20 protein-coding genes are annotated in these 23,541 nt (G+C 66.9%); 15 read left to right on the top strand and 5 right to left on the bottom strand.

The window, feature by feature from the left end; all coding sequences use genetic code 11:
* Positions 1–111: 111 nt before the first annotated feature.
* Positions 112–2,331 carry an NADP-dependent isocitrate dehydrogenase gene (locus QI450_RS02690; protein WP_226774829.1) on the bottom strand — a complete coding sequence of 740 codons (2,220 nt, stop codon included), beginning with the start codon at positions 2,329–2,331 and terminating at the stop codon, positions 112–114.
* Positions 2,332–2,579: 248 nt separating this feature from the next.
* Between QI450_RS02690 and QI450_RS02685 the strand changes: the two genes are divergently transcribed.
* Positions 2,580–3,578, top strand: a complete 999-nt coding sequence (locus QI450_RS02685; RefSeq protein ID WP_226774828.1) for a hypothetical protein — start codon at positions 2,580–2,582, stop codon at positions 3,576–3,578.
* Between the two features lie 339 nt (positions 3,579–3,917).
* Here QI450_RS02685 and purH read toward each other — a convergent pair whose 3' ends face one another.
* Positions 3,918–5,603, bottom strand: a complete 1,686-nt coding sequence (gene purH, locus QI450_RS02680; protein ID WP_226774827.1) for a bifunctional phosphoribosylaminoimidazolecarboxamide formyltransferase/IMP cyclohydrolase — start codon at positions 5,601–5,603, stop codon at positions 3,918–3,920.
* A gap of 149 nt (positions 5,604–5,752) precedes the next feature.
* On the opposite strand from purH, the gene QI450_RS02675 reads away from it, so the two are divergent.
* Complete coding sequence (locus QI450_RS02675) at positions 5,753–7,105, top strand: MFS transporter (protein WP_226774826.1); 1,353 nt, start codon at positions 5,753–5,755, stop codon at positions 7,103–7,105.
* Positions 7,106–7,210: 105 nt separating this feature from the next.
* On the opposite strand, the gene QI450_RS02670 is transcribed toward QI450_RS02675, so the two are convergent.
* Together QI450_RS02670 and purN are read right to left on the bottom strand one after the other, a co-directional pair.
* Positions 7,211–8,143: a hypothetical protein gene (locus tag QI450_RS02670; protein WP_226775969.1), complete on the bottom strand. Its 933-nt coding sequence runs from the start codon at positions 8,141–8,143 to the stop codon at positions 7,211–7,213.
* 168 nt (positions 8,144–8,311) lie between these two features.
* Positions 8,312–8,884 carry a phosphoribosylglycinamide formyltransferase gene (gene purN / locus QI450_RS02665; protein WP_226776296.1) on the bottom strand — a complete coding sequence of 191 codons (573 nt, stop codon included), beginning with the start codon at positions 8,882–8,884 and terminating at the stop codon, positions 8,312–8,314.
* Between the two features lie 39 nt (positions 8,885–8,923).
* Here purN and QI450_RS02660 point away from each other — a divergent pair, with 39 nt between their 5' ends.
* Entirely contained in the window at positions 8,924–9,352 is a 429-nt protein-coding gene (locus QI450_RS02660) for a hypothetical protein (RefSeq protein WP_226776297.1), read from the top strand.
* 13 nt (positions 9,353–9,365) lie between these two features.
* Here the strand turns inward: QI450_RS02660 and QI450_RS02655 are convergent, their stop codons facing one another.
* A complete protein-coding gene (locus QI450_RS02655; protein WP_226776298.1) occupies positions 9,366–10,682 on the bottom strand; it encodes a DUF6350 family protein in 1,317 nt (438 codons plus the stop codon).
* Positions 10,683–10,866: 184 nt separating this feature from the next.
* Here QI450_RS02655 and QI450_RS02650 point away from each other — a divergent pair, with 184 nt between their 5' ends.
* The 12 genes from QI450_RS02650 (at position 10,867) to QI450_RS02595 (ending at position 23,410) form a co-directional block, all read left to right on the top strand.
* The gene (locus QI450_RS02650; protein WP_226776299.1) at positions 10,867–11,334 is read left to right on the top strand and encodes a DUF4383 domain-containing protein; all 468 of its coding nucleotides are present in this window, start codon (positions 10,867–10,869) and stop codon (positions 11,332–11,334) included.
* A gap of 276 nt (positions 11,335–11,610) precedes the next feature.
* Positions 11,611–12,219 (top strand): cupin domain-containing protein, encoded by a 609-nt coding sequence (locus tag QI450_RS02645; RefSeq protein WP_226776300.1) that lies wholly within the window; start codon positions 11,611–11,613, stop codon positions 12,217–12,219.
* A gap of 176 nt (positions 12,220–12,395) precedes the next feature.
* Complete coding sequence (locus QI450_RS02640; protein WP_226776313.1) at positions 12,396–13,712, top strand: MFS transporter; 1,317 nt, start codon at positions 12,396–12,398, stop codon at positions 13,710–13,712.
* 10 nt (positions 13,713–13,722) lie between these two features.
* On the top strand, positions 13,723–15,096 hold the full coding sequence (locus QI450_RS02635; RefSeq protein WP_226776301.1) for an FAD-dependent oxidoreductase: 1,374 nt from the start codon (positions 13,723–13,725) through the stop codon (positions 15,094–15,096).
* Positions 15,093–16,343, top strand: coding sequence for a CoA transferase (locus tag QI450_RS02630; protein ID WP_226776302.1), 1,251 nt, complete (start codon positions 15,093–15,095; stop codon positions 16,341–16,343). Before QI450_RS02635 ends, QI450_RS02630 begins: the two co-directional genes overlap by 4 nt.
* Positions 16,340–17,155: an enoyl-CoA hydratase-related protein gene (locus QI450_RS02625; protein WP_226776303.1), complete on the top strand. Its 816-nt coding sequence runs from the start codon at positions 16,340–16,342 to the stop codon at positions 17,153–17,155. The genes QI450_RS02630 and QI450_RS02625 overlap by 4 nt, the downstream gene beginning before the upstream one ends.
* A 41-nt stretch (positions 17,156–17,196) precedes the next feature.
* The gene (locus QI450_RS02620; protein ID WP_226776304.1) at positions 17,197–18,177 is read left to right on the top strand and encodes a dihydrodipicolinate synthase family protein; all 981 of its coding nucleotides are present in this window, start codon (positions 17,197–17,199) and stop codon (positions 18,175–18,177) included.
* Positions 18,177–18,965, top strand: coding sequence for an SDR family oxidoreductase (locus tag QI450_RS02615; RefSeq protein ID WP_226776305.1), 789 nt, complete (start codon positions 18,177–18,179; stop codon positions 18,963–18,965). The genes QI450_RS02620 and QI450_RS02615 overlap by 1 nt, the downstream gene beginning before the upstream one ends.
* 50 nt (positions 18,966–19,015) lie before the next feature.
* Positions 19,016–20,500, top strand: a complete 1,485-nt coding sequence (locus QI450_RS02610) for an aldehyde dehydrogenase family protein (protein ID WP_226776306.1) — start codon at positions 19,016–19,018, stop codon at positions 20,498–20,500.
* A 6-nt stretch (positions 20,501–20,506) separates the two neighbouring features.
* Positions 20,507–20,827, top strand: a complete 321-nt coding sequence (gene fdxA / locus QI450_RS02605; protein WP_226776307.1) for a ferredoxin — start codon at positions 20,507–20,509, stop codon at positions 20,825–20,827.
* 157 nt (positions 20,828–20,984) lie between these two features.
* On the top strand, positions 20,985–21,944 hold the full coding sequence (locus tag QI450_RS02600) for an HNH endonuclease (RefSeq protein ID WP_226776308.1): 960 nt from the start codon (positions 20,985–20,987) through the stop codon (positions 21,942–21,944).
* Positions 21,945–22,219: 275 nt separating this feature from the next.
* Entirely contained in the window at positions 22,220–23,410 is a 1,191-nt protein-coding gene (locus tag QI450_RS02595; protein ID WP_226776309.1) for a glycosyltransferase family 1 protein, read from the top strand.
* Positions 23,411–23,541 lie beyond the last annotated feature (131 nt).

The raw sequence follows: 23,541 nt of genomic DNA, 5'->3' as shown, positions 1-23,541 counted from the left end.
TCCAACCATAGGGGCCGTGCCGCCCGTGCCGCCCGTGCCGCCCGAGCCGAGACAGCACAACGCCCCGCGTTCCTTTCGGAAGGCGGGGCGTTGTCTGTCGCCGGACGGCTGCTAGCCGAGCATGGAGAGCACGTCGCTGAACTTCGCCGACGGCCGCATGGCTGCGGTGACCTTGGCCTCGTCGGGGTGGTAGTAGCCGCCGAGGTCCACCGGGGAACCCTGGACTGCCAGAAGTTCGCCGATGATAGTGTCCTCACCGGAGTCCAGCGCCCCGGAGACTGCGGCAAACGCCGCGGCCAGCTCGGCGTCGTCGGTCTGGCGGGACAGTTCCTGGGCCCAGAACTTGGCCAGGTAGAAGTGGCTGCCGCGGTTATCAAGCTCGCCGGCCTTGCGCTTAGGGGACTTGTTCTCCAACAGGAAGGTCCCCGTGGCGCGGTCCAGGGTGTCGGCCAGGATCTGCGCACGGGCGTTGTCCGTGGAGGTGGCAAGGTGCTCGAAGCTGACGGCGAGGGCCAGGAACTCACCCAGGCTGTCCCAGCGCAGGTGGTTTTCGCTGAGCAGCTGCTGGACGTGCTTCGGGGCGGACCCGCCGGCGCCGGTTTCGAACAGTCCGCCGCCGTTGATCAACGGAACCACTGAGAGCATCTTGGCGCTGGTACCCAGTTCCAGGATCGGGAACAGGTCCGTCAGGTAGTCGCGCAGCACGTTCCCGGTCACCGAGATGGTGTCTTCGCCCTTGCGGATTCGTTCCAGGGTAAAGGCCGTGGCATCTTCCGGGGTCATAATGGCGATCTGCAGGCCCTCGGTGTCGTAGTCCTTGAGGTACTCCTCAACCTTGGCGATCATCCGGGCGTCATGGGCACGGCTCTTATCCAGCCAGAAAATAGCCGGCATGGCCGAGGCGCGTGCACGGGTGACGGCCAGCTTGACCCAGTCACGGATCGGCACATCCTTGGTCTGGCAGGCACGCCAGATATCACCCGGGGCGACCTGGTGCTCGATCAGCACGGTGCCGGCGTCGTCAATGAGCTGGACGGTGCCGGCGGACTGGATCTCGAAGGTCTTGTCGTGGCTGCCGTATTCCTCTGCGGCCTGGGCCATCAAGCCGACGTTCGGGACGGTACCCATCGTGGTCGGGTCAAAGGCGCCGTGGGCGCGGCAGTCGTCGATGACCACCTGGTAAATGCCGGCGTAGCTGCTGTCCGGCAGGACGGCGAGCGTGTCGGCCTCCTGGCCGTCACGGCCCCACATGTGGCCGGAGCTGCGGATCATGGCCGGCATGGAGGCGTCCACGATCACGTCGGAGGGCACGTGCAGGTTGGTGATGCCCTTGTCGGAATCAACCATGGCCAGCTCAGGCCCGTCGTTGAGGCCCTTCTTGATGGCCGCTTCAACTTCGCCGCGGATCTCCTCGGGAAGGTCCTCAAGGCCATTGAGGATCGAGGCCAGGCCGTTGTTCGGGCTCAGTCCGGCGGCAGCGATCTGGGCACCGTAGCTGTCAAAGAGTTCCGAGAAGTAAGCGGTGACAACGTGGCCGAAGATGATCGGGTCCGAGATTTTCATCATGGTCGCCTTGAGGTGGGCGGAGAACAGCACACCCTCGTCCTTGGCCCGTGCCACCTGGGCCGCGAGGAAGGTGTCCAGGGCGGCCGCGCGCATCACTGTACCGTCGATGACCTCGCCGGCCAGGACGGGGAAGGCCCGCTTGAGGACCTTGACCGTGCCGTCGGCCTTGACCAGCTGGATCTTGACTTTTCCGTCGGCCTCGATGACCACGGATTTCTCGGTGGAGCGGAAATCATCGGCGTCCATCGTAGCCACGTTGGTCTTGGACGCGGAGTTCCAGGCGCCCATGCTGTGCGGGTTCTGGCGGGCGTAGGCCTTGACCGAGAGGGGTGCGCGGCGGTCCGAGTTGCCTTCACGCAGCACCGGGTTGACGGCGGAACCCTTGATCTTGTCGTAGCGGGAGCGGACGTCCGTCTCGTCGTCCGAGGAGGGGTTGTCCGGGTAGTCCGGGAGGGCGTAACCCTGGGCCTGGAGTTCCGCGACGGCGGCCTTCAGCTGAGGCGTCGACGCGCTGATGTTGGGCAGCTTGATGATGTTGGCTTCGGGCTGCTTGACCAGTGCGCCAAGTTCGGCCAGGGCGTCACTGACACGCTGCTCTTCGGTGAGGTAGTCGCCAAACGCGGCGATGATGCGGCCGGCCAGCGAAATGTCGCGGGTCTCCACTGCCACACCGGCCGTCGAAGCGAAGGCTTCGACAATCGGCAAGAACGAATAGGTTGCCAGCATCGGCGCTTCGTCGGTGTGGGTATAGATAATCTTTGCCATTGCTCGGGCGTCTCCCTGAAGGTCTGGGTATTTCCGGAATTTTGTGCCATTTCAACACCCCCTAACTTACCCGAGGGAGCACGGTTGCCACCTACCGGCGTCGTGCTCCGACGGGTCCGTGACATCCCCGCCGGGTCGTGACAAAAATTGACAAGATACTTTACAGGTTCGTCAAAGTGCCGTAGTTTCGTTCCCATCACCGCGGCCGCTACCACCGGCCGTCCCGATCTCCACCGGTTAGGACACCCATGAGAACACCCAAGACTCTGGCCACCAGCCTGCTCAGCATCTCGGCAGCGGCGCTGTTGGCGTTGAGCGCCGCGGGCGCGGCGAGCGCAGCCCCGGCATCCGGCAACGCACCGACGGAAACGTCGGGTGTCACCAGCCACGCCGTTCTCGAAACGGGCGGCGCGGAGTACTGGACGGCGGAGCGGATGCGCAACGCCGTCCCCGGTGACGTGCTGGCCGAAAAAGCGGTGCAGCGCGGCGCCGGGTCAAAGGCCGCGCTGAACCGCCCGGCGGCTGGAGCGCCGAGTAGCATCGAGGCCCTTGCCCCGAAGAAACAGGGGGCGGATATCCAGACCAAGGCGAACGCCAGCGAAACTCCGGTCAAGCACATCGGCAAGGTCTTTTTTACGCTCGGCGGCACTAACTACGTGTGCTCCGGCAATTCGGTCTCCGCCACGAACAAGAGCACCGTCTCTACGGCCGGCCACTGCATCAACGAGGGCCCGGGTGCCTTCGCCACCAAGTTCACGTTTGTCCCGGCCTACCTCAACGGGTCCGCACCCTACGGCATGTGGACGGCCAAGGCCCTCTACGCCCCGACACAGTGGAGCTCCGGCGGCGATATGACGTACGACACCGGCTTCGCGGTGATGAACACCCTCAACGGCCAGAAGCTTGCGGATGCCGTCGGTGCCTCGGGCGTGAAGTTCAGCGCTGCCCGCGGCCTGGCCTACAAGGCATTCGGCTACCCCGCGGCCGCTCCCTTCAACGGTGAGTCCCTCAAGAGCTGCAGCGGCACCGCCGTCAACGACTCCTCCAACCCGCAGTTCAATACCCAGGGCATTCCCTGCAACATGACCGGCGGTTCCTCGGGTGGCCCGTGGTTTATTGGGACCAGCTCCACCGGCTACCAGAACTCTGTCAACAGCTACGGCTACGGCAGTAATTCCACCACCATGTTCGGCCCGCACTGGGGATCCGTCATCCAGCAGGCGTACAACACCGCGGCCGCTTCCTAGGACAAGCAGCCACACCCACACCAGCGCGGGGTCACGCGCGGTCCATCTCCAGCAGCGGGGATGGGCCGCCGTGGCCCCGCGTTGCTGGTTAACCCGGGGGATTGGCCTGATGATGGACGCAAGGATGGACGGCGGCGATGGACGCGGCGATGGACGCGGCGATGGATCCGGCCGGCGGGACATGCCCGCCGTACAGGCCCAGGACTGGACATAATCCCATTGTGCCCAGCCCGTGCCGCGAAGAATGGACATGTCCCCCGGAAAGGGAGGACATGTCCATTCTTGGTGAAGCCGGGCCCGCAGAAAGCGTGCTCGCGATCCCCAGTGGAACGCGATCCCCTAGTGGAAGAAGTGCCGGGCGCCGGTGAAGTACATCGTGATGCCGGCCGCATTGGCCGCGGCGATGACCTCATCGTCCCGAACCGAGCCGCCGGGCTGCACCACTGCACGGACACCGGCATCGATCAGGATCTGGAGCCCGTCTGCGAACGGGAAAAACGCGTCCGACGCCGCCACGGCACCGCGGGCACGTTCCGGGGCACCCGTGGCGTCGGCGTTCGAGGCGCCGCCCGCGCCCTCAACTTCGGAGTCCACGCTCACGCCGAGTGAGTTGGCCCGCTCGACGGCGAGCCTGCAGGAATCGAGCCGGTTGACCTGGCCCATACCGATGCCCACGGCGGCGCCGTTCTGTGCCAGCAGGATGGCATTGGATTTGGCAGCCCGGCAGGCGGTCCAGGCGAAGGCAAGGTCCGCAAGCGTCCCGGGATCCGCGGCGTCACCGGCGGCGAGGGTCCAGTTGGCCGGGTCATCACCCTCGGCGTCTACCTTGTCCGTGGCCTGGACCAGCATGCCGCCGGAAACCTGGCGGAACTCCGTCGGGTAACGGCCGTAACCTTCGGGCAGGGCCAGGAGGCGGATATTCTTCTTCTTGGACAGGATTTCCACCGCTTCGTCCTCGAAACCCGGGGCAATCACCACCTCGGTGAAGATGCCGGCGACGGTCCGCGCCATGCCGGCGGTGACGGTGCGGTTGGCCGCGATCACGCCGCCAAATGCGGAGACCGGATCGCAGGCGTGCGCCTTGGCGTGCGCGTCCGCAATCGGGTCGGCGGCGGAGGCGGAACCCACAGCCACACCGCAGGGGTTGGCATGCTTGATGACCGCAACGGCGGGCTCAGCGAAGTCGAACGCAGCGCGCAGGGCGGCGTCAGCGTCGACGAAGTTGTTGTAGCTCATTGCCTTGCCGTGCAGCTGGTCGGCCTGGGCGATGCCGGCCGGGGCGGCCTTGTCCACGTAGAGGGCGGCCTGCTGGTGCGGATTTTCGCCGTAGCGCAGCACCTCGGAGCGTTCCAGGGCCAGTCCGGCGTAGGCAGGCCAATCGATGACGCCGTCGCCGTCCTCGTCGAGGAACTGGCTGGCAGTCCAGCCGGCCACGGCAGTGTCATAGGCGGCGGTGTGCGCGAAGGCCTTGGCGGCGAGCCGGCGCCGGGCCTTCAGGTCAAAGCCGCCGGAGGCGGCGGCAGCAACGACGTCGTTGTACGAGGAGGGGTCCACCACAATGGCGACGGCGGCGTGGTTCTTCGCGGCCGAACGCACCATCGCCGGGCCCCCGATGTCGATCTGCTCAACGACGTCGTCCTGCGCAGCGCCGGACTTCACGGTTTCCACGAAGGGGTAGAGGTTCACCACCACCAGGTCGAACGGCTCGATGTCCAACGACGCGAGCGTCTCCATATGGGCCGGGACGCGGCGGTCGGCGAGGATGCCGCCGTGCACGCGCGGGTGCAGGGTCTTGACGCGGCCGTCGAGCATTTCCGGCGAGCCGGTGACTTCCTCGACTTCCTGCACCGGAATGCCTGCGGCGGCAATCTTTTTGGCGGTGGAGCCGGTGGAGACAATCTTGACGCCGGCTTCGTGCAGGCCCCTCGCGAGCTCCTCCAGACCGGTCTTGTCGTAGACCGAAATCAGGGCCCGGCGGATGGGGACACGGTCGATGGATACACGGTCAAGCGGCGTGAAGCTCACAAAAGTCTCCGTCTTATATCGCGGCGGGGCCGCGGGTGGTGGGGATGGGCACAGTTTATCGTGTCGGGCCGCCGGGACTTCCCGCGCGCCGGAGTTATGAAGCGCAGCGCAGCGGCGGAGGGCCACGTAGAATTTCCCAGGAGGCTTTAATGAATACATACACCACTGTGCCCAGCGGCGAACAGGTGGTCCAGGAACTGCCGTGGCGCTGGCGTGTGCAGGGCCGGATCTTTCTGATCGGCGGCCTGGGCTTTATGTTCGATGCCTGGGACGTCACGCTCAACGGCATCCTCATTCCGCTGTTGTCCAAGCACTGGTCCCTGAGCCCCGGGGAGGCCGCCTGGATCGGAGCCTCGAACCTTATCGGCATGGCCCTGGGCGCATTCGTCTGGGGCACCATCGCGGACACCATAGGGCGCAAAAAGGCGTTCACCGCCACGTTGTTGATCTTCTCGGTGTTTACGGTGTTCGGCGCCTTCTCCCCCGACTTCCTTTGGTTTGTGGTGTTCCGGTTTTTGGCCGGCTTCGGTTTGGGCGGCTGCATCCCGGTGGACTATGCCCTGGTGGGCGAATTCACGCCCCGCAAACAGCGCGGCAAGGTCCTCACCGCGATGGACGGCTGGTGGCCGATCGGGGCCGCGTTGTGCGGATTTGTGTCCGCCGGGCTGGTGGCGCTTTACGGGGACTGGCGGCTGACCATGCTGGTGATGGTGCTTCCGGCGTTGCTGGTGTTCTGGGTCCGCCGCAGCGTCCCCGAGTCCCCGCTGTTCCTGATCCGCAACGGCCGCCGGGAGGAAGCCGCCAAGGTGATCGACGACCTCGTCGCCGCGACCGGGGCCGAGCCCCGCGCCTACAGCCTGCCCGAGGCGCAAGACGCGCCCCGGCTCTCCGCCGGCAGCGCCTGGACCCAACTGCGCGCGCTCTGGCAGTACAACTGGAAGATCACAACGGCGGCGTGGTCCCTGTTCTTCAGCATCCTGCTCGTCTACTACCTGTCGCTGACCTGGATGCCGAGGATCCTGATCGGCGCCGGCTTCGAGGAGTACAAGGCCTTCCTCACCACCGCCTCCATGGCCGCCGTCGGGCTCCTGGGTGTGGTGGTGGCCGCGCTGCTGGTGGAACGGGTGGGACGGAAGTGGATCCTGGCAATCACCGGACCGCTCTCCGCGCTGACCCTGGTGATCGTGGCGTTTGTGGTGGACATCCCGACGGCGGCCGTGTTCTGGCTGCTGGTCTTTGGCTTTGTGGTCCAGGTAGCCATTCCGGTGCTTTACACCTATGTTTCCGAGCTGTATCCGACCGAACTGCGCGGCTCGGGCTTTGGCTGGGCCTCGACGTTCTCCCGGCTCGGCGCAGGGTTCGGTCCGCTGATTTTCGCGGCGTTCCTGTGGCCGGAGCTGGGTCTGGCGACGTCATTCGCCCTCGCCGGCGGGTTGGTGCTGCTCAGTGTGCTGTGGATGGCGTTCTTCGCTCCCGAAACGAAGCAGCGCCAGCTCGCCTAGCTCCCTCCCCGTTCCCCCGTCCCCCGTTCCGTCCCCCGTTCCCCCGTTCCCAACTGACTCGCAGCTCAGGTCGTTTTGGGGGCTCAAAACGACCTGAGCTGCGAGTCAGTTGGGCTGCCAGCCGCGGCCGGCGAGGGCAGTCAGCACCTTGGCGACGGCGGCGCGTGCGTCGTTCTCCATGTGCCGTTTCGAGATTCGGACCAGGATCCAACCGGCGCCGTTGAAATCCTCTTCCCTGGCGATGTCCCGGACGATCTGCGCCGCGGCTGAGTGCACGGCTCCCTCGTACTCCACAGCAACCCGGTGCTCCGGATAGGCCATATCCGGTTCACGTACGATACCGGAGCCCAGGACCGTGACCGCGTTCAGTGTCGGCTCCGGCAGGCCAGCGCGACCCAGTGCGAGCCGAAGCCTCGTCTCCGGGCCCGAGTCCGCGCCGATCCTGGCCTGCTCCAAGGCGAGCCGGGCCTTGCGGATGCCGGGCGTACCCCGGTGCCGGTCCAGCATCTCAGCGAGTTGCTCCGGACTGGCATAAGGCGCGGACCGGTTCTCAAAGGCAGGCCGGGGATGGCGCAGCAGATGGTCCGCTACCACTGTTAGTTCGTCGATGCTCATCTTTCGGGCACAGTCCAGCCACGTCCTGGTCCGGGTGGTGACCAGGACGCCGTCGAGCCGGGTGATTTCGTCGTCGAAGAACTGCCCGACGTGGCCGATCACGCCCCTGCGCCGCGGTATTGCCATCGTGTCCGGCCGGGAGATATGGATGCCTGGAGCAGAGGAGCCCGGCAGGAATCCCGGGAAGTCCCAGATCAGAAAGGCTGTCGCATGGGATGCTGCGGAGAATTGCGTCACAAGGGTGAGGGGACGAGCCTGCAGATCCAATGCGGCGGACGGTTTTGACGGCAGCCGGATCCCGCGGCTCGGAACATCCAGGGAGCGATGCCTGAGCCGGCGCCGGCTGGCTCCGGCATCAAGTGCCTCCTGGAGTGTAAAGGGCGCCAGTCCGAGCGGCGCCGGAAGCGGCCGGGGTGTCTTCATCGACCCATCGTCGCAAAGCCGAGGACTTCGCCGGAGGGTTATCCACAAGCCATGGCGGGTGAACCCAACTGACTCGCAGCTAAGGCCGTTTTGAGCGCCCAAAACGGCCTTAGCTGCGAGTCAGTTGGGGGCGCTAGTTGGGGGGGCGCTACTTGGGGGGCGGGGGCGCTAGTTGGGTCGAGGGGCGGCGAGGGCGGCCAGCGTGGCGACCAGCAGCCGGCGCTCCACGACCTTGATCCGCTCGTGCAGGGATTCCTCGGTCTCGCCGTCCGAGACCGCCACGGCTTCCTGGGCGATGATCGGCCCGGTGTCCACGCCGGCGTCGGCCCAGTGCACCGTGCAGCCCGTGACCTTGACGCCGTAGGCGAGCGCATCGCGGACCCCGTGGGCGCCGGGGAATGAGGGCAGCAGGGCCGGGTGGGTGTTGAGGTATTTGCCGCCGAACGAGTCAATGAACTCCGCGCTGACAATCCGCATAAAGCCTGAGGACACCACGACGTCGGGCGAATACGCGGCGACAGCACCGGTCAGCGCGGCGTTCCAGTCAGCCCGGTCCGGATATGCCTTGAAGTCCACCTCGAAGGTCGGGATGCCGGCGGCGGCAGCACGCTGCACCCCGTAGGTTCCGGGCCGGTCCGCCCCGACGGCGGCGATCCCGACGTCGAGATCGCCCGCCGCGACAGCGTCGATGACGGCCTGGAGATTGGACCCGGTGCCGGAGACGAGGACTACGATGCGCATGGTCCTAGCTTATGGGGCCGCTCGCGTAGGCTGGAAAACATGAATCCCCCGAACGACTCCGCCTCCGGCCCGGGCGGCCAGCACCCGCTCAGCGACGCAGCCAAAGCCGCGCAGGCAAAAACCCATCTGCTGTTCCGGAGCTTTATCGTGGCGGTGCTGGGATCGTTTTTCGTCTACCAGCTGGATATCAGCTACCTCTGGCTCAGCGGACTCCTCACGGCCGTTGCCGCCGTACTGGGAATTATGGTGCTGGTCCGCTACGCCAGGCTCAAGGAATCCAAGCTGGTGCTGTTCGGGACGATTTCCGGTCTGGTGGTCGTGGCCATCCAGGTGGTGCTGCTGCTGACCTCAGTGCTGTTCTTCAACCAGGTCCGGGACTACCAGCAATGCAGCCGCCACGCCCTCACCCAGTACGCGTCGTCCATCTGCCAGACCCAGCTGGAAAAATCGCTGCCCCAGTTCCGCTAAACACGGCGCCCGGTTACCGGGATGCCGTCTCCAGCTCCGATTCACGCAGCGTCTGCTGGCGTTCCAGCCACGGTCCCGCGGCAGAGCCGATGACGACGCCGACGGCGACCTCCACGGCCAGGAACACCGCCATCCGAAGCGGGTCGGGACCAATCTCGGTGAGCCGTCCGATCCCGGCGGATCCCCCGGCCAGCCAGGCCAGGCCGGCACCGAGCAGCCCGGCGATGCTGCCTACCATCGCGCCGAGCACCAGTGTGGAAGCCGTGGCCGTGAACCAGCGGGCGTGGATCTTGATGGAGAGCCATTCGTCAAAGTGGTTTTCGCCTTCGCGCAGGAACCACCACCCGGCCAGCGTGCCGGCGAGGACCGGCACCACCAGCGCAGCCGCCGCATAGTCCAGCGTCCCGGCTGGCAGCGCCGCGAACACCGGGATCGACGGCAGGGGTCCGACGGCGGTGCCGAGCGCCCCCGCTTGGGAGCCGATGCCAAGGGCGACGCCCGCCCCGGACGTCCAAGCGAGCGCGACCACCGCCAGGTTGGGCAGGAATCCGAGCTGCGCGATGGTCAGGGCGGCACCCCCGAAGGGTCCGGCCTCAAGCCCCTCGTAGACCGCGATCACGAGGTTCCAGTGGATAAACAGGGTAACGGCAAGCAGGACGCAGCACATCGCCAGGCTGGCTGTCAGCGCCACGAAGCCGGCTTTGACCGCGGAGCCCAGGTAGGAACCGGCCCAGCGCGAGTGTTGACTGGTCCGGGAGAGCCAGGCGACGGCGTCGACGCCGATCAGCCGGCTCCAGGAACCGGCCTCGCGGCGGGCTCCGACCACCATGCCGGTGCCGAACGGGATCAACGGGATAAGCGCGGCGGACCACAGGCCCACGCCGACGTCGGCGGTGCGGCAAATGAAGCCGGTGGCCAGGCCAAAGCCTGCGTACACCAGCGAGGACCCCAGCAGCGCCTGCCAAAGCTGGTCAGTATAGGAGGCCCGGGCGAGCCGGCGGCCGGCGCGCCAGGCAAGCAGGAACGGGATCAGCGTCAACCCCAGCGGGGTAAGGGACAAAACGCCGGACTGAGGTTGGGCTGTCGCGCCCATGCCAACGGTGTCCAGCAGTAGCGGAACACCGTGGATAAGCAGCCAGGACTGGCCTGAGAGGCGGGCCAGCACGTCGGTGGCGCCGTTCTGAAATCCCGCGGTGGCCCACACGACAAAAATCGGGGCGGCCACCATCAGGGCGGAAATGACGGCTGCCTGCGCGGACTCGAGGGCTCCCTGCAGCCATAGCGGCATCGGAAGTCCACGTTCCCCGGTCTGATCAGCGCGCAGTTTCATCGTGTTCCATGGTGCCACGCGCGCGCCCCCCCTGCCGGTGCGACAGGCGCAACTGCCGCACTTCACTGCACTTCCGCCCGCTGACGACGGTTCATCCGGCATTCCACACCGACACGAAGCAGCGCTTTTTTCCTGTCTCGGCCGTAAAATTGGAGTGTCCGCAATCAGTGGTTGGAGGCACAAAATGACTACCGCATCTCCACATGCACACGGCGTTCACTTCGGACGGACAGATGTCCAGAACGTCGGCATGGGTGTTGGTACCGTCCTTATCGTCGTGGGCATCCTGGGATTCATCCCGGGCATCACCACGCAGTACAGTTCCTTGGCGTTCTTCGGACCCGGATCCACGGCCCTGTTCCTGGGCCTGTTCCAGGTATCGATGCTGCTGAACATCGTTCAACTCGCGATTGGCGCCACCGGCTGGGCCATGTCCCGGAACCCCGTGGGTTCCCGGAACTTCCTGATGGGCTTTGGCCTGCTGTACATCATCCTTAGCGTCTACGGGCTCATCGTCGGGGTGGGTTCGGCGGCCAATTTCCTGTCGCTGAACGCCATCGATGCCTGGGCCTTTATGATCCTGGGCCTGGCAATGGCCGGCGCCGGTTGGCTGATGTCCAGGCATCTGGCCGAAGACGCAAATACCCGGTAAACGAACCACCGGGACCAAGGGAGCCGCGAATGAGTACCGTTTCATAGTAAGCAGAAAATTCGTTCTACCTGCTGGTGCAGCCACTGCGTAAAAGCGCAGTTGCTGCACCAGCTTCTGTGTGGCGGCGTCCGGGCGGGATGCATCGAGCGGCGGAGGGTGCGGGTCGCAAAACCTCGCTTCTGTAAATATTTTCATTTTACTTAGGGCAAAATCATTGACCCGCTAAAAATCTTCACTATAGTTATGTGAGTCAGCTCACCAAGTGAAGGACATCGAATGACCACCGAAAGCGCCACGGGCAGCGTCCCGGTAGCTACCAGTGCACTGCTTGCCACCGTCGGCAACAAGGTGCGCTCCATGCGCAAGGAAAAAGGCATGACGCTCGCTAAGCTTTCGGAGATCACGGGCCTCAGCCCGGCAATCGTCAGCCAGATCGAACGCGGCCTGGCCAACCCGTCCTTCACCACCCTGGCGCAACTGGCCCACGGCCTGGACATCCCGGTCGGGAAATTCTTTGTCGGCCAGGAAAAGCCCAGGTCCCCGGTGGTCCGCAAAGCCGATCGGCGCAACCTGAAGGGCGTCACCAAGAAGTCAGTAGGCGAGGCGGTCTATGAGCTGCTCACGCCTGATCTTAACGGCGCTCTCGAGGCCCAATGGATTGTCAGTCCGCCCGGCCACGACACCAGCGCCACTCCTTTCCGCCACAGCGGCGAGGAGTTCGGGCTCATCCTCTCCGGCCGGAAAGACATTTTCCTGGACGGGGAATGCTATTCGCTCGAGGCCGGCGATTCCATCACTTTCGCCTCGGACACCCCGCACTGGTACAAAAACAGCTACGAAGAGGTATGCGTAGCAATCTGGGTTAACGCACCTCACGCGTGGTAGCGGCGCCGACCCCAAGCGGCCCCTACCGTCCCACCCACTGTCGCTGTCTGACCCTGACCGCCGACAGTCCTTGCCACATTCGCAGCCACCGACCGTAATCCCCGGACGGCGATGCGTCATACCCTCCCACGCCCCCAAGGCGTAAGCGTAAGGACACTTCCATGCTTGAAACACCCATGCTGAACACTCCGCAGCCCGACGACGACGTCGCGGCAACCACCCGCCCGGCCGCCAAGAAGTTCGCCCCTGAAGTCCGCAGGGGCCTGCTGAGCCTGGGCCTCGGCAACGCCCTGGAATGGTACGACTGGATGGTCTTCGGCCTCCTCTCGGCGTTCATTGGCCCGAACTTCTTTCCAAGCACCGACCCCCTCTCCGCGACCCTGAACACACTCGCCGTCTTCGCCGTCGGGTTCGCGTTCCGGCCGCTCGGCGGCGTGCTGCTGGGCACCCTGGCCGACCGGATCGGCCGGCGCCGGGTGATGCTGCTCTCCATCATGCTGATGGCGGGCACCACCCTGGTCATCGCCGTCACGCCCAGCTACCAGGAGATCGGTGCTTGGGCCGGGATCATCCTCGTCATCTGCCGCGTCCTGCAGGGCATCTCCACCGGCATCGAGGCCCCGCTCTCCACCTCGCACGCCGTGGAGCTGGCTCCGGAAGGCCGTGAAGGCTACGTCGCCGGGATCATGTCCTTCTACGTCAACATCGGCATCCTGCTCGCCTCACTGGTCAGCTTCCTCTGCAGCCTCACGCTCGGCGGGGCCGTGATGGGTGACTGGGGCTGGCGGGTGCCGTTCTTTATCGGCGCTGCCTTTGGCTTTGTTGTCCTTTACCTTCGCCGCGCCTTGCCGGAAACCATGAACCCGGAAGAGCTGGCCAACAACTCCGCCGGCGCCGTCTGGACCGGGGTCCGTAAACACTGGCTTTCCGTGCTGGCGATCGTTTTTGTTGTCGGCGCGGCCCAGGCCTACAACTACGCCTGGAACGTGGGGCTGCCCAGCGCCGCCCGCAGCAACTTCAAGGAAGATCCCACGGCTGTCTTCGCCCTCACCACCGTCCTGGGCGTGATCCTCGTGGTGGGCAGCTGGATCATCGGGAAGCTGGCTGACGGCCGGTCCATGTCCCGCTGGTTCCTCGTCACCCGGATCCTGGCCATTCCTTCCGTCTTCCTCATGCTGATGTACGTCCAGCCCGGCATCGGCGGGTTCGCCGCGGTCCTGCTCGGCGGTTCCCTCGTCCTGGTGCTGAACATGACCCTCTACAACGTGGTCAGCACCTCGCTGATGCCCAAAAACTGCCGCGGCACCGGTGTGGCGCTGGGCTACGGCATTGGCGTCGCGCTCTTCGGCGGCACCGCGTCCTTCCTCCTGGTCTGGCTGCAGTCCGTCGGCGCCGGCTGGGTCTTCCCGGTGTACGTCGCGGTCCTCTCCGTCCTGTCCATCGTCCTCTACCTCGCCGCCCGCCGTGCCAACGGCATCTTCGTCGGAAACTAAGGATCCCTCCATGAATTCCATGACTTCCCTTGAACTCAGCACCACGACGGCGGACCTCACCGCCCCCGTGATCTCCCGCTCCGATGTCCTTGTGGTGGGCGGTGGCCCCGCAGGTGTCGCCGCCGCCGTGACGGCAGCCCGGGCCGGCTCCTCCGTCACCCTGCTGGAACGCTACTCCTCGCTCGGCGGGCTCGCCTCCGGCGGGATGGTCCTGGTCCTCGATGACATGATCAACGGCCAGGAAATCACCGTCACGGGCATCGTCTCCGAATACGTCGAACGGCTGCAGAAGCTGGGCCTGGCCATCGTCCCGCCCGCGGAGGACCGCAAGGCCTCCGAGGAACTGTGGAACAAGTGGGGCCGCTTCGGTACCTTCGACTTCCACACCCACGTCACACCGAAGCCCATCTGCTACGCAGCGGCCTTTGATCCCGACGGCTGGAAGCGGATCTCCAACGACCTCGTCCGGGAAGCCGGCGTGAACCTGCGCCTGCACTCCTGGTTCTCCCGCCCGATTGTGGACAACGGCGTGATAAAGGGTGTCATCTGCGAGACCAAGTCCGGCCCGCAGGCCTTTATGGCCGACGTTGTCATCGACACCACCGGCGACATCGACGTCGCGTCCCGGGCCGGCGCCAGCCACATCAAGGACAGCTACCTCACCACCTTGGTCTTCCGGCTCGGCAACGTCGATACCAACGCCGCCGAGGCGTTTGAGCAGGCCAACCCCAAGGAAGCCCGAGCCATCAACCGCACCATCAAGCGCCTCCTCGGCGGCGCCTGGGAGCTGTGGTGGCTGAAAACCCCGATTGACGGCGTGGTCTGGTGCAATGCCCCGCACATGACCGGCTACGACGGCGTCGACCCGGCGGACATGACCGCGGCCGAGTTCGCGGCCCGGGACAAGATCTCCGAGGCCGTGGACTACGTCCGCGCCAACCTCCCCGGCTTCGAGAAGTGCTACATGCTCGACGTCGCCTCCCAGATGGGTGTTCGGCAGACCCGCCTGCTGGAGGGCGAGTACGTCATGACCAAGGATGACGTCACCACCCGCCGGCACTTTGCCGATACCGTAGCCCGCGGCCGGGACTACTACTACCCGTACCGCTCGCTGCTGCCGAAGGAAGTGGACCAGCTGCTTGTGGCCGGACGCCACTATTCCGCGACCCCCGAGGCGCAAAAGATGTCCCGCGAGATCCCGCCCTGCATGGCCATGGGCCAGGCCGTCGGCGTCGCCGCCGCGCTGGCCGTCCGGAACGGCACCCTGGTCCGCGACGTCTCCGCAGCGGAAATCCAGCAGGGCATGCGCGTCCACGGCGCGGACCCGGGCGACGTCCCGTCGTCGAACGCCACGCTGGACCTGGATTCGGTGGTGGCGGTATGAGCCTGGCTATCGATGACCTGCCGGGCGCGGCAGCCGCGCCCGGGACGGCACCAGCGCCCGCCGGCACGCCCTTGCCGCTGGACGGAATCAAGATCGTGGACTTCACCCAGGTGTTTATGGGCCCGTCCTGCACCCAGCTCCTCGGCGACTACGGCGCTGACATAATTAAGGTCGAACGCCCCGGCGCCGGGGACATCTCGCGCAACTCGTTCCCGGACAAGGACGGCCAGGACAACCCGATCTTCCTGTCCATCAACCGGAACAAGCGCAGCATCTCCGTCGATACCCGCACCGAGGAGGGCAAGGCAGTGCTCCGCCGCCTGCTTTCCGACGCCGATGTGGTGGTCAGCAACTTCCGCTCCGGCGTGATGGAGCGGATGGGCTTTGGCTATGAGGAGCTCAAGGAACAGAACCCGGGCATCATCTGGGCCTCCGGAACGGGTTTTGGCCCCATCGGTCCTTACTCGCACAAGGGCGGCCAGGACGCGATCGCCCAGGCCTACTCCGGTGTCATGTGGCGCCGCGAATCGGACGACCAGAAGCCCTCGATCTACCCCACCACGCTGTGTGACTACATCACCGGCATGCACCTGATGCAGGGCATTCTGCTGGCGCTGCGCACCCGCGAAACCGCCGGCGTCGGGCAGAAGGTGGAGGTGACCATGTACGACTCCATGCTGCACCTGCAGATGCAGGAGGCGTGTATGCAGCTCAACCGCGGCTACGAGGTCAACTGGGGTGCCATGCCGCTCAGCGGCGTTTTCGAAACCACCGACGGCGCCGTGTGCATGGTGGGCGGTTTCACGCCGGACCCGCTGGCGCGGATCTCCGAAGCCCTGGGCCTGGCCGAGGACCTCACGCTCCGGCCCGAGTTCGCCAATCTGGAGCAGCAATTCCAGCACAAGCCGGAGCTGCAGGCGATCTTCCGCGAGCGCATCGCCACGAACAGTACCGAATACTGGACCACAAAGCTGGAGGACCAAGGCCTGCTGAACGCCCCGGTGCACACCTTGGAGCAGGCCCTCGCCGACGCGCAAACGCACGCCAACGGCATGATCGTGGAGGCCGAGCACCCCGGCGTCGGAACTGTGCGGATGCTCAACGCACCGATCCGGCTCTCCGCCACCCCGCCCACGGTTCGCCGGCCCGCCCCGCAGCTTGGCCAGCACAACGTGGAGGTGCTGCTGGAAAACGGTTTCGACGCCGACGCCATCAAACGCCTGCAGCAGCTGGGGGTGCTGAAGTGACGTCCGTTGCAGAAGCTGGGGAGACCAGGGTGGATCAGGTCACCTTGGTCATCGAGAACCACGTTGCCACTGTGGTCATCGACCGCCAGCACGTGCTCAACGCCGTCGACAGCACCGCCCAGGCACGGCTCAACGCGATCTGGGCGCAACTGGAAGCAGATCCGGACGTCCGCGCCGTCGTCATCACCGGCGCCGGCACCCGGGCGTTCTGCGTCGGAGCGGACATGTCCACCGCCGCTGCGGACAAGACCGGGCTGCAGTATTGGGCCGGCCTGGACCCGAACGGCTTCGGCGGCCTCAGCCTGCGCACCAGCCTGGACATCCCGGTTATCGCCAAGGTCAACGGCTATGCGCTAGGCGGTGGGATGGAGATCGTGCTCGGCGCGGACATCGTGGTCGCCGCGGACACCGCGCGCTTTGGCCTGACTGAACCGCGCGTCGGGCGTTTGGCGCTCGACGGCGGCATCCACCAGCTGGTGCGGCGTATCCCCTACACGCAGGCGATGGGCATGCTCCTCACCGGACGGAAAGTGCCGGCCGCCGAAATGCAGTCCATGGGCCTGGTCAACGAGGTGGTCCCCGCAGGGGACCTCGACGCCGCGGTGCAGCGCTGGCTGGACCAGATCCTCGCCTGCGCCCCCACCTCCGTGCGGGCAGTCAAGCAAATGGTCACCCGGACCGGGCACCTGACTGCCACCGAGGCGCGCGGCCAGCGGCTGCCGGCCCTCATGGCGGCGCTTGACAGCGCGGACTCGGCGGAGGGTGTACGCGCCTTCCAGGACAAGCGCGCGCCGGTCTGGCCGGGACATTAGAGATGCAGCCCTTTGAGCGACCAAAAACTAAGGAGAAGCAGATGCGGCAGTCACTGGCACCCGGAGTGTGGGGTGTTCTCGCAACGCCATTCCAGGGCAGTACCCTGGATGTCGACACCGACAGCCTCGCCCGTCTCGTGGCCTACTACGAATCCATCGGCGCTACCGGCCTGACCGTCCTGGGTGTGTTCGGCGAGGCCGCGGCCCTGACCCCGGCGGAACGCGGCTTGGTCTTGGAAGTCGTTGTCGAGGAAACGACCCTTCCCCTGGTGGTGGGCGTAACCTCGCTCTACACCGGCACGGCTGTCGAGGAAATACGGGCAGCCCAGGCCGTGGCCGGCGAGCGCCTCGCAGCCGTGATGGTGCAGGCCAACTCCGCTAACCCCGCCGTGGTCAGCGCGCACCTGAACGCGATCCATCAGGCAACCGGCGCCAACGTGGTGCTGCAGGACTATCCGCTGGCCAGCGGAGTCAGCATCAGCACCGAAGCACTGATCTCGGTGGTGCAGGCATGCGGCCACGTCATCGCCGTCAAGGCCGAGGCGCCGCCCACCTCCGTGGCCATCGCACGGCTCAGCCGGGCCCTCGAAGTGTCCGTGTTCGGCGGGCTCGGCGGCCAGGGGCTGCTGGACGAGCTGCAGTCCGGTGCCGCCGGTGCCATGACCGGATTCTCCTACCCCGAGGCCCTGATCGCCTGCGTCCGCGCCTGGCAGCGGGACGGGTACGAGGCGGCCCGGGACGCACTGCTGCCCTACCTGCCGCTGATCAACTTCGAGCAGCAGGCCCGGATCGCGCTGTCCGTCCGCAAGGAGTGCCTGCGCCGGCGGGGCCTCATCGCCGACGCCGGCGTCCGCGCCCCGGCCGCGCCGTTCCCGGAAACCCTCCGGCTGAGCATGCTCACGCACCTGGCGGAGGCCGCGGCGGCCCTTGACGCACGGCCCCCCGAACCGGCCACGGTGCCGGCCACGGTGCCGGCCACGGTGCCGGCCACGGACATACACACAACGGCAAGGAGTTTCTGATGGACCTCGGAATCAGCACAAAGACCGCATTTGTGGCCGCGTCCACCGGCGGCCTGGGGCTTGCCATCGCCCGAGCCCTCGCCGCCGAAGGCGTGCGTGTGGCCGTCACCGGCCGGCGCCAGGTCCGGGCCAAGGAAATCGTGGCCGAACTGACGGACGCCTACGGGCCGGGCGCCGTCGCGATCGAGGCGGACCTCGGCACGGCCGAAGGGGTGGCGGCCGCCGTCGAGCAGGCCGTGGCGGAACTCGGCCCTATCGACATCCTTGTGCTCAACGGGCCCGGCCCCAAGCCCGGCGCTGCGGCCACCCTCAGCGCGGACGACCTCGCGGCCGCCTTCGACCTCCTGGTCAAGCCGCACCACGCGCTCATTTCCCACGTGCTGCCTGGCATGCGGGAACGGCGCTGGGGACGGATCCTCGCCGTCGGCTCCAGCGGTGTGGTGGCGCCGCTGACCAACCTGGCAGTGTCCAACACCGGACGCGCAGCGCTGGCCGGCTACCTGAAAACCCTCGCCGCCGAGGTCGCGCTGGACGCCGTCACGGTGAACATGCTCCTTCCCGGCCGGATCGCCACCGACCGCGTAGCCGAATTGGACCAAGCCGCCGCCAAGCGCCGCGGCAGCACCGTCGAAGAAATCCAGCTCGAGTCCCGCAAGACCATACCCGCCCGCCGCTACGGCGAACCCGCGGAGTTCGGCGCTGCTGCCGCGTTCCTCTGCAGCACTCCGGCCTCGTACATCACCGGCATCGCGCTGCGGTGCGACGGCGGCCTGATCCGCAGCCTCTAACCGACCGCTTCCAGACCTCCGAACTCTTCCCGACCACCCGAAGGAACACCATGACTTCCACGGCAACAGACTTCACCACCCCCGCAGAGACCTCCGCCGACCGCGAACTCATCACCGCCCGGCACCTCATCAACGGCCAATGGCTCGGCAGCGCAGACACCGAGCGGTTCAACCCGGCCCGGCCCGGCGAGCTCGCTGCCCTCTCCCCCAGCGGCACCGCCGCGGACGTCGACGCCGCCGTTAGCGCAGCCGCCGCCGCGCAGCCGGCCTGGGCTGCACTGCCGGCCCCCTCCCGCGGCGCGATCCTGCTGGCCGCCGGCAACCTGCTCCTGGACCGCCAAGCCGCCATCGCCGGGGACCTGGTCCGTGAGGAAGGCAAGACCCTCGCCGAGGCCAAGGGCGAGGTCAAGCGTGCCGCCGACGTGCTGCGCTTCTTCGGCTCCCTCGGCTGGGCCGCGACCGGCGAAGTCCTCCCCAGCGGCCTGCCGGACACCACCATCACCACCAGGCGCGAGCCGCTCGGCGTCGTCGGGCTGATCACGCCCTGGAACTTCCCCATCGCCATCCCGGCGTGGAAATCCGCCCCCGCGCTGATCAGCGGCAACGCCGTGGTGATCAAACCGGCCGAGCTCACTCCGCTCTCCGCCACCCACCTCGCCCGCGCGCTGCAGGACGCCGGGCTCCCCGCCGGGGTGTTCAACGTGGTGCACGGCAAGGGCCGGGTGGTGGGCGACGCCCTGGCCCGCGACCCGCGGATCGCGGGGCTGTCCTTCACCGGTTCGACGGCGGTGGGCCTGGGCCTGCAGGAGATCCTGAACGCCCGCCGGGCCCGGGTGCAGCTGGAGATGGGCGGCAAAAACGGTGTTCTGGTGCTTGACGACGCCGATGCCCGCAAGGCCGCCAAGGTGGTCGCCGCCGGAGCGTTCGGGCTCACCGGCCAGGCCTGCACCGCAACGTCCCGCGTCTACGTCACGCCCGGCATCCGCTCGGAATTCCTTGCCGCACTGACGGAGGAGGCCGCGGCGTACACGCCCGGGGACGGACTGGACGCTGCGATGGGTGCCGTGGTGAGCCGGCAGCAGTTCGAGCAGAACCAGGCGGCGGTGCGCTCCGCCGTCGAACGCGGCGCCACGCTGCTGGCCGGTTCATACGACGGCGACCCCGCCGGGCCGCTGGTCTTCCCGGCGGCGGTGCTCACCGAGCTGCCGTTCGATGACGCCGCCGTGTCCGAGGAGATCTTCGGCCCGGTGGTGGCCGTGCTGGAGGTCGCCGACTACCAGGCCGGACTCGCCGCGATCAACGATTCCCGCTACGGCCTCACCGCCGGCATCTGCACCGATTCGCTGGCGTTCGCCACGGACTTCGCCGCGCGGGCGCAGGCCGGCGTTATTAAGGTCAACCGTCCGACGGCGGGCCTGGACCTCAACGTGCCGTTCGGCGGCGTCAAGGACTCCTCCACAAACACATTCCGCGAACAAGGAAAGTCGGCCCTGGACTTCTTCACCTGGGGCAAGACCGTCTACACGGGGGTGTAGCCCGCCATGACGTACGTGATCGCCCAGCCCTGCGTAGATGTCAAGGACAAGGCGTGCATCGACGAGTGCCCGGTGGACTGCATTTACGAGGGTGAACGGGCGCTGTACATCCATCCCGCCGAGTGTGTGGACTGCGGCGCCTGCGACCCGGTCTGCCCGGTCGAAGCGATCTACTATTCGGAGGACGTTCCGGATGAGTGGGCCGACTACGTCCGGGCCAACGTCGAGTTCTTCGAGGAGCTCGGGTCACCACAGGGGGCCGCCACGGTCGGGAACCTGGGCCGCGACCACCCGGTGGTGGACCGGGAACCCGTACCGGCCAGCTAGGTCCCGGCGTGCGAAGCCGGCGCGGTGTTGTCGCGGGCCCGGACCCGCAGCACAAACCGGCAGTCGCTTGCAGGACCCGGCCGTCAAGCGCCCCGCTTGACGGCCGTTTGTGTCGAATTGCCTGCGCCGATGGCCGCCCGACTGCGAGAATGGCCCGATGAGCGCCATCATCCTGGGCTGGGACCCGGACCCTCGGAACGACTGGAATGACGCAACAGTTCGCGGCCGCGTCGCCGAGGCCGGCCGGTGTTTTGTGCCGTGGCGCGTCAACGGTGCGTGGAACTTGTCCGCTGGCACCGACGCTTGGCTTTTTCTGCAGGGGCCTGGCGGCCGCGGACTGATCGGCCATGGTGTTGTGGTCTCCGAGCAGCAGGACGCGGCGCAACGGGCGGCGGCGCAACAGGAATCCGGGCAACAGGAATCCGGGCAACAGGAATCCGGGCAGGCGGTAGCCGGGCAGGTGGCTGCCCGGATACCGGGCACCGTGCAGGACGATGCGCCGGTGTTTGTGCACCTGGCCGTCGATGCGCTGCTGCCGCCCGGTGAGCACATCGCCGTCGCCGTCCTCAAGGCTGCGGTTCCCGGGATCGAGTGGGAGGATGTCGACGCATTCGGGCTGGGCGTTGAACCGGCGGACGAAGCGGCGCTCAGGGCCCTGTGGCGCGACGCCGGGCCTCCGGCGGGCGCGGACCCCACCCAACACCCTCCCGGCACCTACCCGCAGGGCGCCGTTACCCGGGCGGAGGTGAACCGCTACGAACGTGATCCCGACGCGCGGCGGGCCTGCATCGCGCTCCACGGCACAAGCTGCGCAGCATGCGGCTTTTCCTTCGAACTCACCTACGGAGACGTCGGCGCGGACTTGATGCCCGTACACCACCTTGTCCCGGTGTCCCGTCTCGGCAGCCGCTATGAACTGGACCCCCTCACAGACCTCGTCCCGCTCTGCGGCAACTGCCACGCCGTGGCCCACCGGGGCGGGAGCACGGCCCGGACCGTCGCCGAATTGCGCCGGATCATCGCCGGCGCCGGATTCCTGCGTGACTCCGTCGTCACCGCCGAACAACTTGAGTCCCAGCGGCAGGCCCGGGAACTCCTCGGGCCGCCGGAAGCTTAACCAGGGAAAGCTGTCGAGCTGCTGTAGGTCCGGCCGCGGAGCATGCCCACTCTTGGCCCCGGCCCAAGCGCATCCCCGCCCCAACCGTTGGACATGCCCACTCTTGGCGGCGACCCGGGCGCATCTGCGGCCTATGTCCACCCCTCACCCCGGCCGCGGAGCATGCCCACTCGGACGCGTGCGAGGCAAAGCGACCACACCCCGTTAACCCACTCTTTTCTCCCCCGCAACGCGCCCTACCCCGTGCCGAAAGCCTGCCCCCGCAGTGTTGAGGGGTGAGGATCGCAATTGTGGCTGAATCATTCCTGCCCTTGATGAACGGCGTAACAAATTCCATCCTGCGCGTCCTGGAGCATCTTCAGGAGCGCGGGGACGAGGTGCTGGTAATTGCTCCGTCGACCCAGGACACCGGAGCCCCCGATGAAGTCTATGGAGCGAGCATCCACCGGCTGCCCTCGGTCCCGCTCGCCGGCTACACGAACGTCCGGGTGGCCATGGGCGGTGTTTACCGGGTCAAGCGAATCCTTGCCGAGTATGCACCGGACGTGGTCCACCTGGCGTCACCATTTGTCCTTGGCTGGCGGGCCGCGCAGGCAGCGCACCAGCTGGGGATCCCCACTATCGCCATCTACCAGACCGAGGTCCCCAGCTATGCCGGCCGCTACGGTGTGCCGTTCCTGGAGAACTGGGCGTGGAGCAGGGTGGAGAACATTCATCTGCTGGCCTCACGCACCCTCGTCCCCTCCAGCTTCGCACTCCAGCAACTCCGCGGCCGCGGCATCCCACGGATCGAGATGTGGCGTCGCGGCGTGGACACCCGGCGGTTCTCCCCGGACAAGCGCGACGCCGGCTGGCGGGCTTCCGTTGCCCCGGCCGGCGAGCGCCTCATCGGCTACGTAGGCCGGCTGGCGGCCGAGAAGCAGGTGCAGGACCTGGCGGTGCTGGCCGACGTACCAGGCACCCGGCTGGTCATTGTGGGCGACGGACCGCAACGGCAAGCCCTCGAGGACGCCCTGCCCAACGCCGTATTTACCGGCTTCCTCGGCGGTGAGGAACTGGCTCGGGCGGTGGCGTCCTTTGACCTTTTTGTCCACCCCGGCGAGTTGGAAACGTTCTGTCAGACCATCCAGGAAGCCATGGCCTCCGGCGTTCCGGTGGTCGCCACCGGCCGCGGCGGCCCGCTGGACCTGGTGGAGAACTCCCGCACCGGCTGGCTCTACGAACCCGGTGACCTGGTGGCGCTCCGGGACCGGGTGGTGGACCTGATGGGCGACGACGCCAAGCGCCGTGCGTTCGCAACCACTGCACATGCTTCGGTCCAGGGCCGTACATGGTCCATGCTTGGCGCCGAACTTGTCGCGCACTATCAAGCGGTCCTCGCCGCCGCGGAGGACCCCGGCACCTCCCACACCTCCACATCGCACGGCACCCGCGAACACGGCACCCGCGAAAGAGCCGCCTGGTAAGAATTTACTGACCAGCTGCGGAGCCGTGCTCCCGCCGGCTTCCCGCAGCGGCTCCCGCCGGAGGCAGCCGGTGCGGGCAGGGTGAAACGCCGGTGTCCCCGGCCTGGTGTTGGTACCCCGGTGATGCCCCT

This window comes from Arthrobacter sp. EM1 (genome assembly GCF_029964055.1).
In the GTDB taxonomy this organism is placed as follows: Bacteria; Actinomycetota; Actinomycetes; order Actinomycetales; family Micrococcaceae; genus Arthrobacter.
This window is presented reverse-complemented; position numbering and strand designations above follow the sequence as displayed.

Bases quoted from the DNA above. Each gene is read 5' to 3' on its own strand.
- QI450_RS02620 (WP_226776304.1), top strand. From the start codon at position 17,197: ATGCGGCAGTCACTGGCACCCGGAGTGTGGGGTGTTCTCGCAACGCCA.
- QI450_RS02645 (WP_226776300.1), top strand. From the start codon at position 11,611: ATGACCACCGAAAGCGCCACGGGCAGCGTCCCGGTAGCTACCAGTGCA.
- QI450_RS02670 (WP_226775969.1), bottom strand. From the start codon at position 8,143: ATGAAGACACCCCGGCCGCTTCCGGCGCCGCTCGGACTGGCGCCCTTT.
- QI450_RS02610 (WP_226776306.1), top strand. From the start codon at position 19,016: ATGACTTCCACGGCAACAGACTTCACCACCCCCGCAGAGACCTCCGCC.
- QI450_RS02630 (WP_226776302.1), top strand. From the start codon at position 15,093: ATGAGCCTGGCTATCGATGACCTGCCGGGCGCGGCAGCCGCGCCCGGG.
- QI450_RS02650 (WP_226776299.1), top strand. From the start codon at position 10,867: ATGACTACCGCATCTCCACATGCACACGGCGTTCACTTCGGACGGACA.
- fdxA (WP_226776307.1), top strand. From the start codon at position 20,507: ATGACGTACGTGATCGCCCAGCCCTGCGTAGATGTCAAGGACAAGGCG.
- QI450_RS02635 (WP_226776301.1), top strand. From the start codon at position 13,723: ATGAATTCCATGACTTCCCTTGAACTCAGCACCACGACGGCGGACCTC.
- QI450_RS02685 (WP_226774828.1), top strand. From the start codon at position 2,580: ATGAGAACACCCAAGACTCTGGCCACCAGCCTGCTCAGCATCTCGGCA.
- QI450_RS02675 (WP_226774826.1), top strand. From the start codon at position 5,753: ATGAATACATACACCACTGTGCCCAGCGGCGAACAGGTGGTCCAGGAA.
- QI450_RS02690 (WP_226774829.1), bottom strand. From the start codon at position 2,331: ATGGCAAAGATTATCTATACCCACACCGACGAAGCGCCGATGCTGGCA.
- QI450_RS02640 (WP_226776313.1), top strand. From the start codon at position 12,396: ATGCTGAACACTCCGCAGCCCGACGACGACGTCGCGGCAACCACCCGC.
- QI450_RS02655 (WP_226776298.1), bottom strand. From the start codon at position 10,682: ATGAAACTGCGCGCTGATCAGACCGGGGAACGTGGACTTCCGATGCCG.
- QI450_RS02615 (WP_226776305.1), top strand. From the start codon at position 18,177: ATGGACCTCGGAATCAGCACAAAGACCGCATTTGTGGCCGCGTCCACC.
- QI450_RS02600 (WP_226776308.1), top strand. From the start codon at position 20,985: ATGAGCGCCATCATCCTGGGCTGGGACCCGGACCCTCGGAACGACTGG.
- QI450_RS02660 (WP_226776297.1), top strand. From the start codon at position 8,924: ATGAATCCCCCGAACGACTCCGCCTCCGGCCCGGGCGGCCAGCACCCG.
- purN (WP_226776296.1), bottom strand. From the start codon at position 8,884: ATGCGCATCGTAGTCCTCGTCTCCGGCACCGGGTCCAATCTCCAGGCC.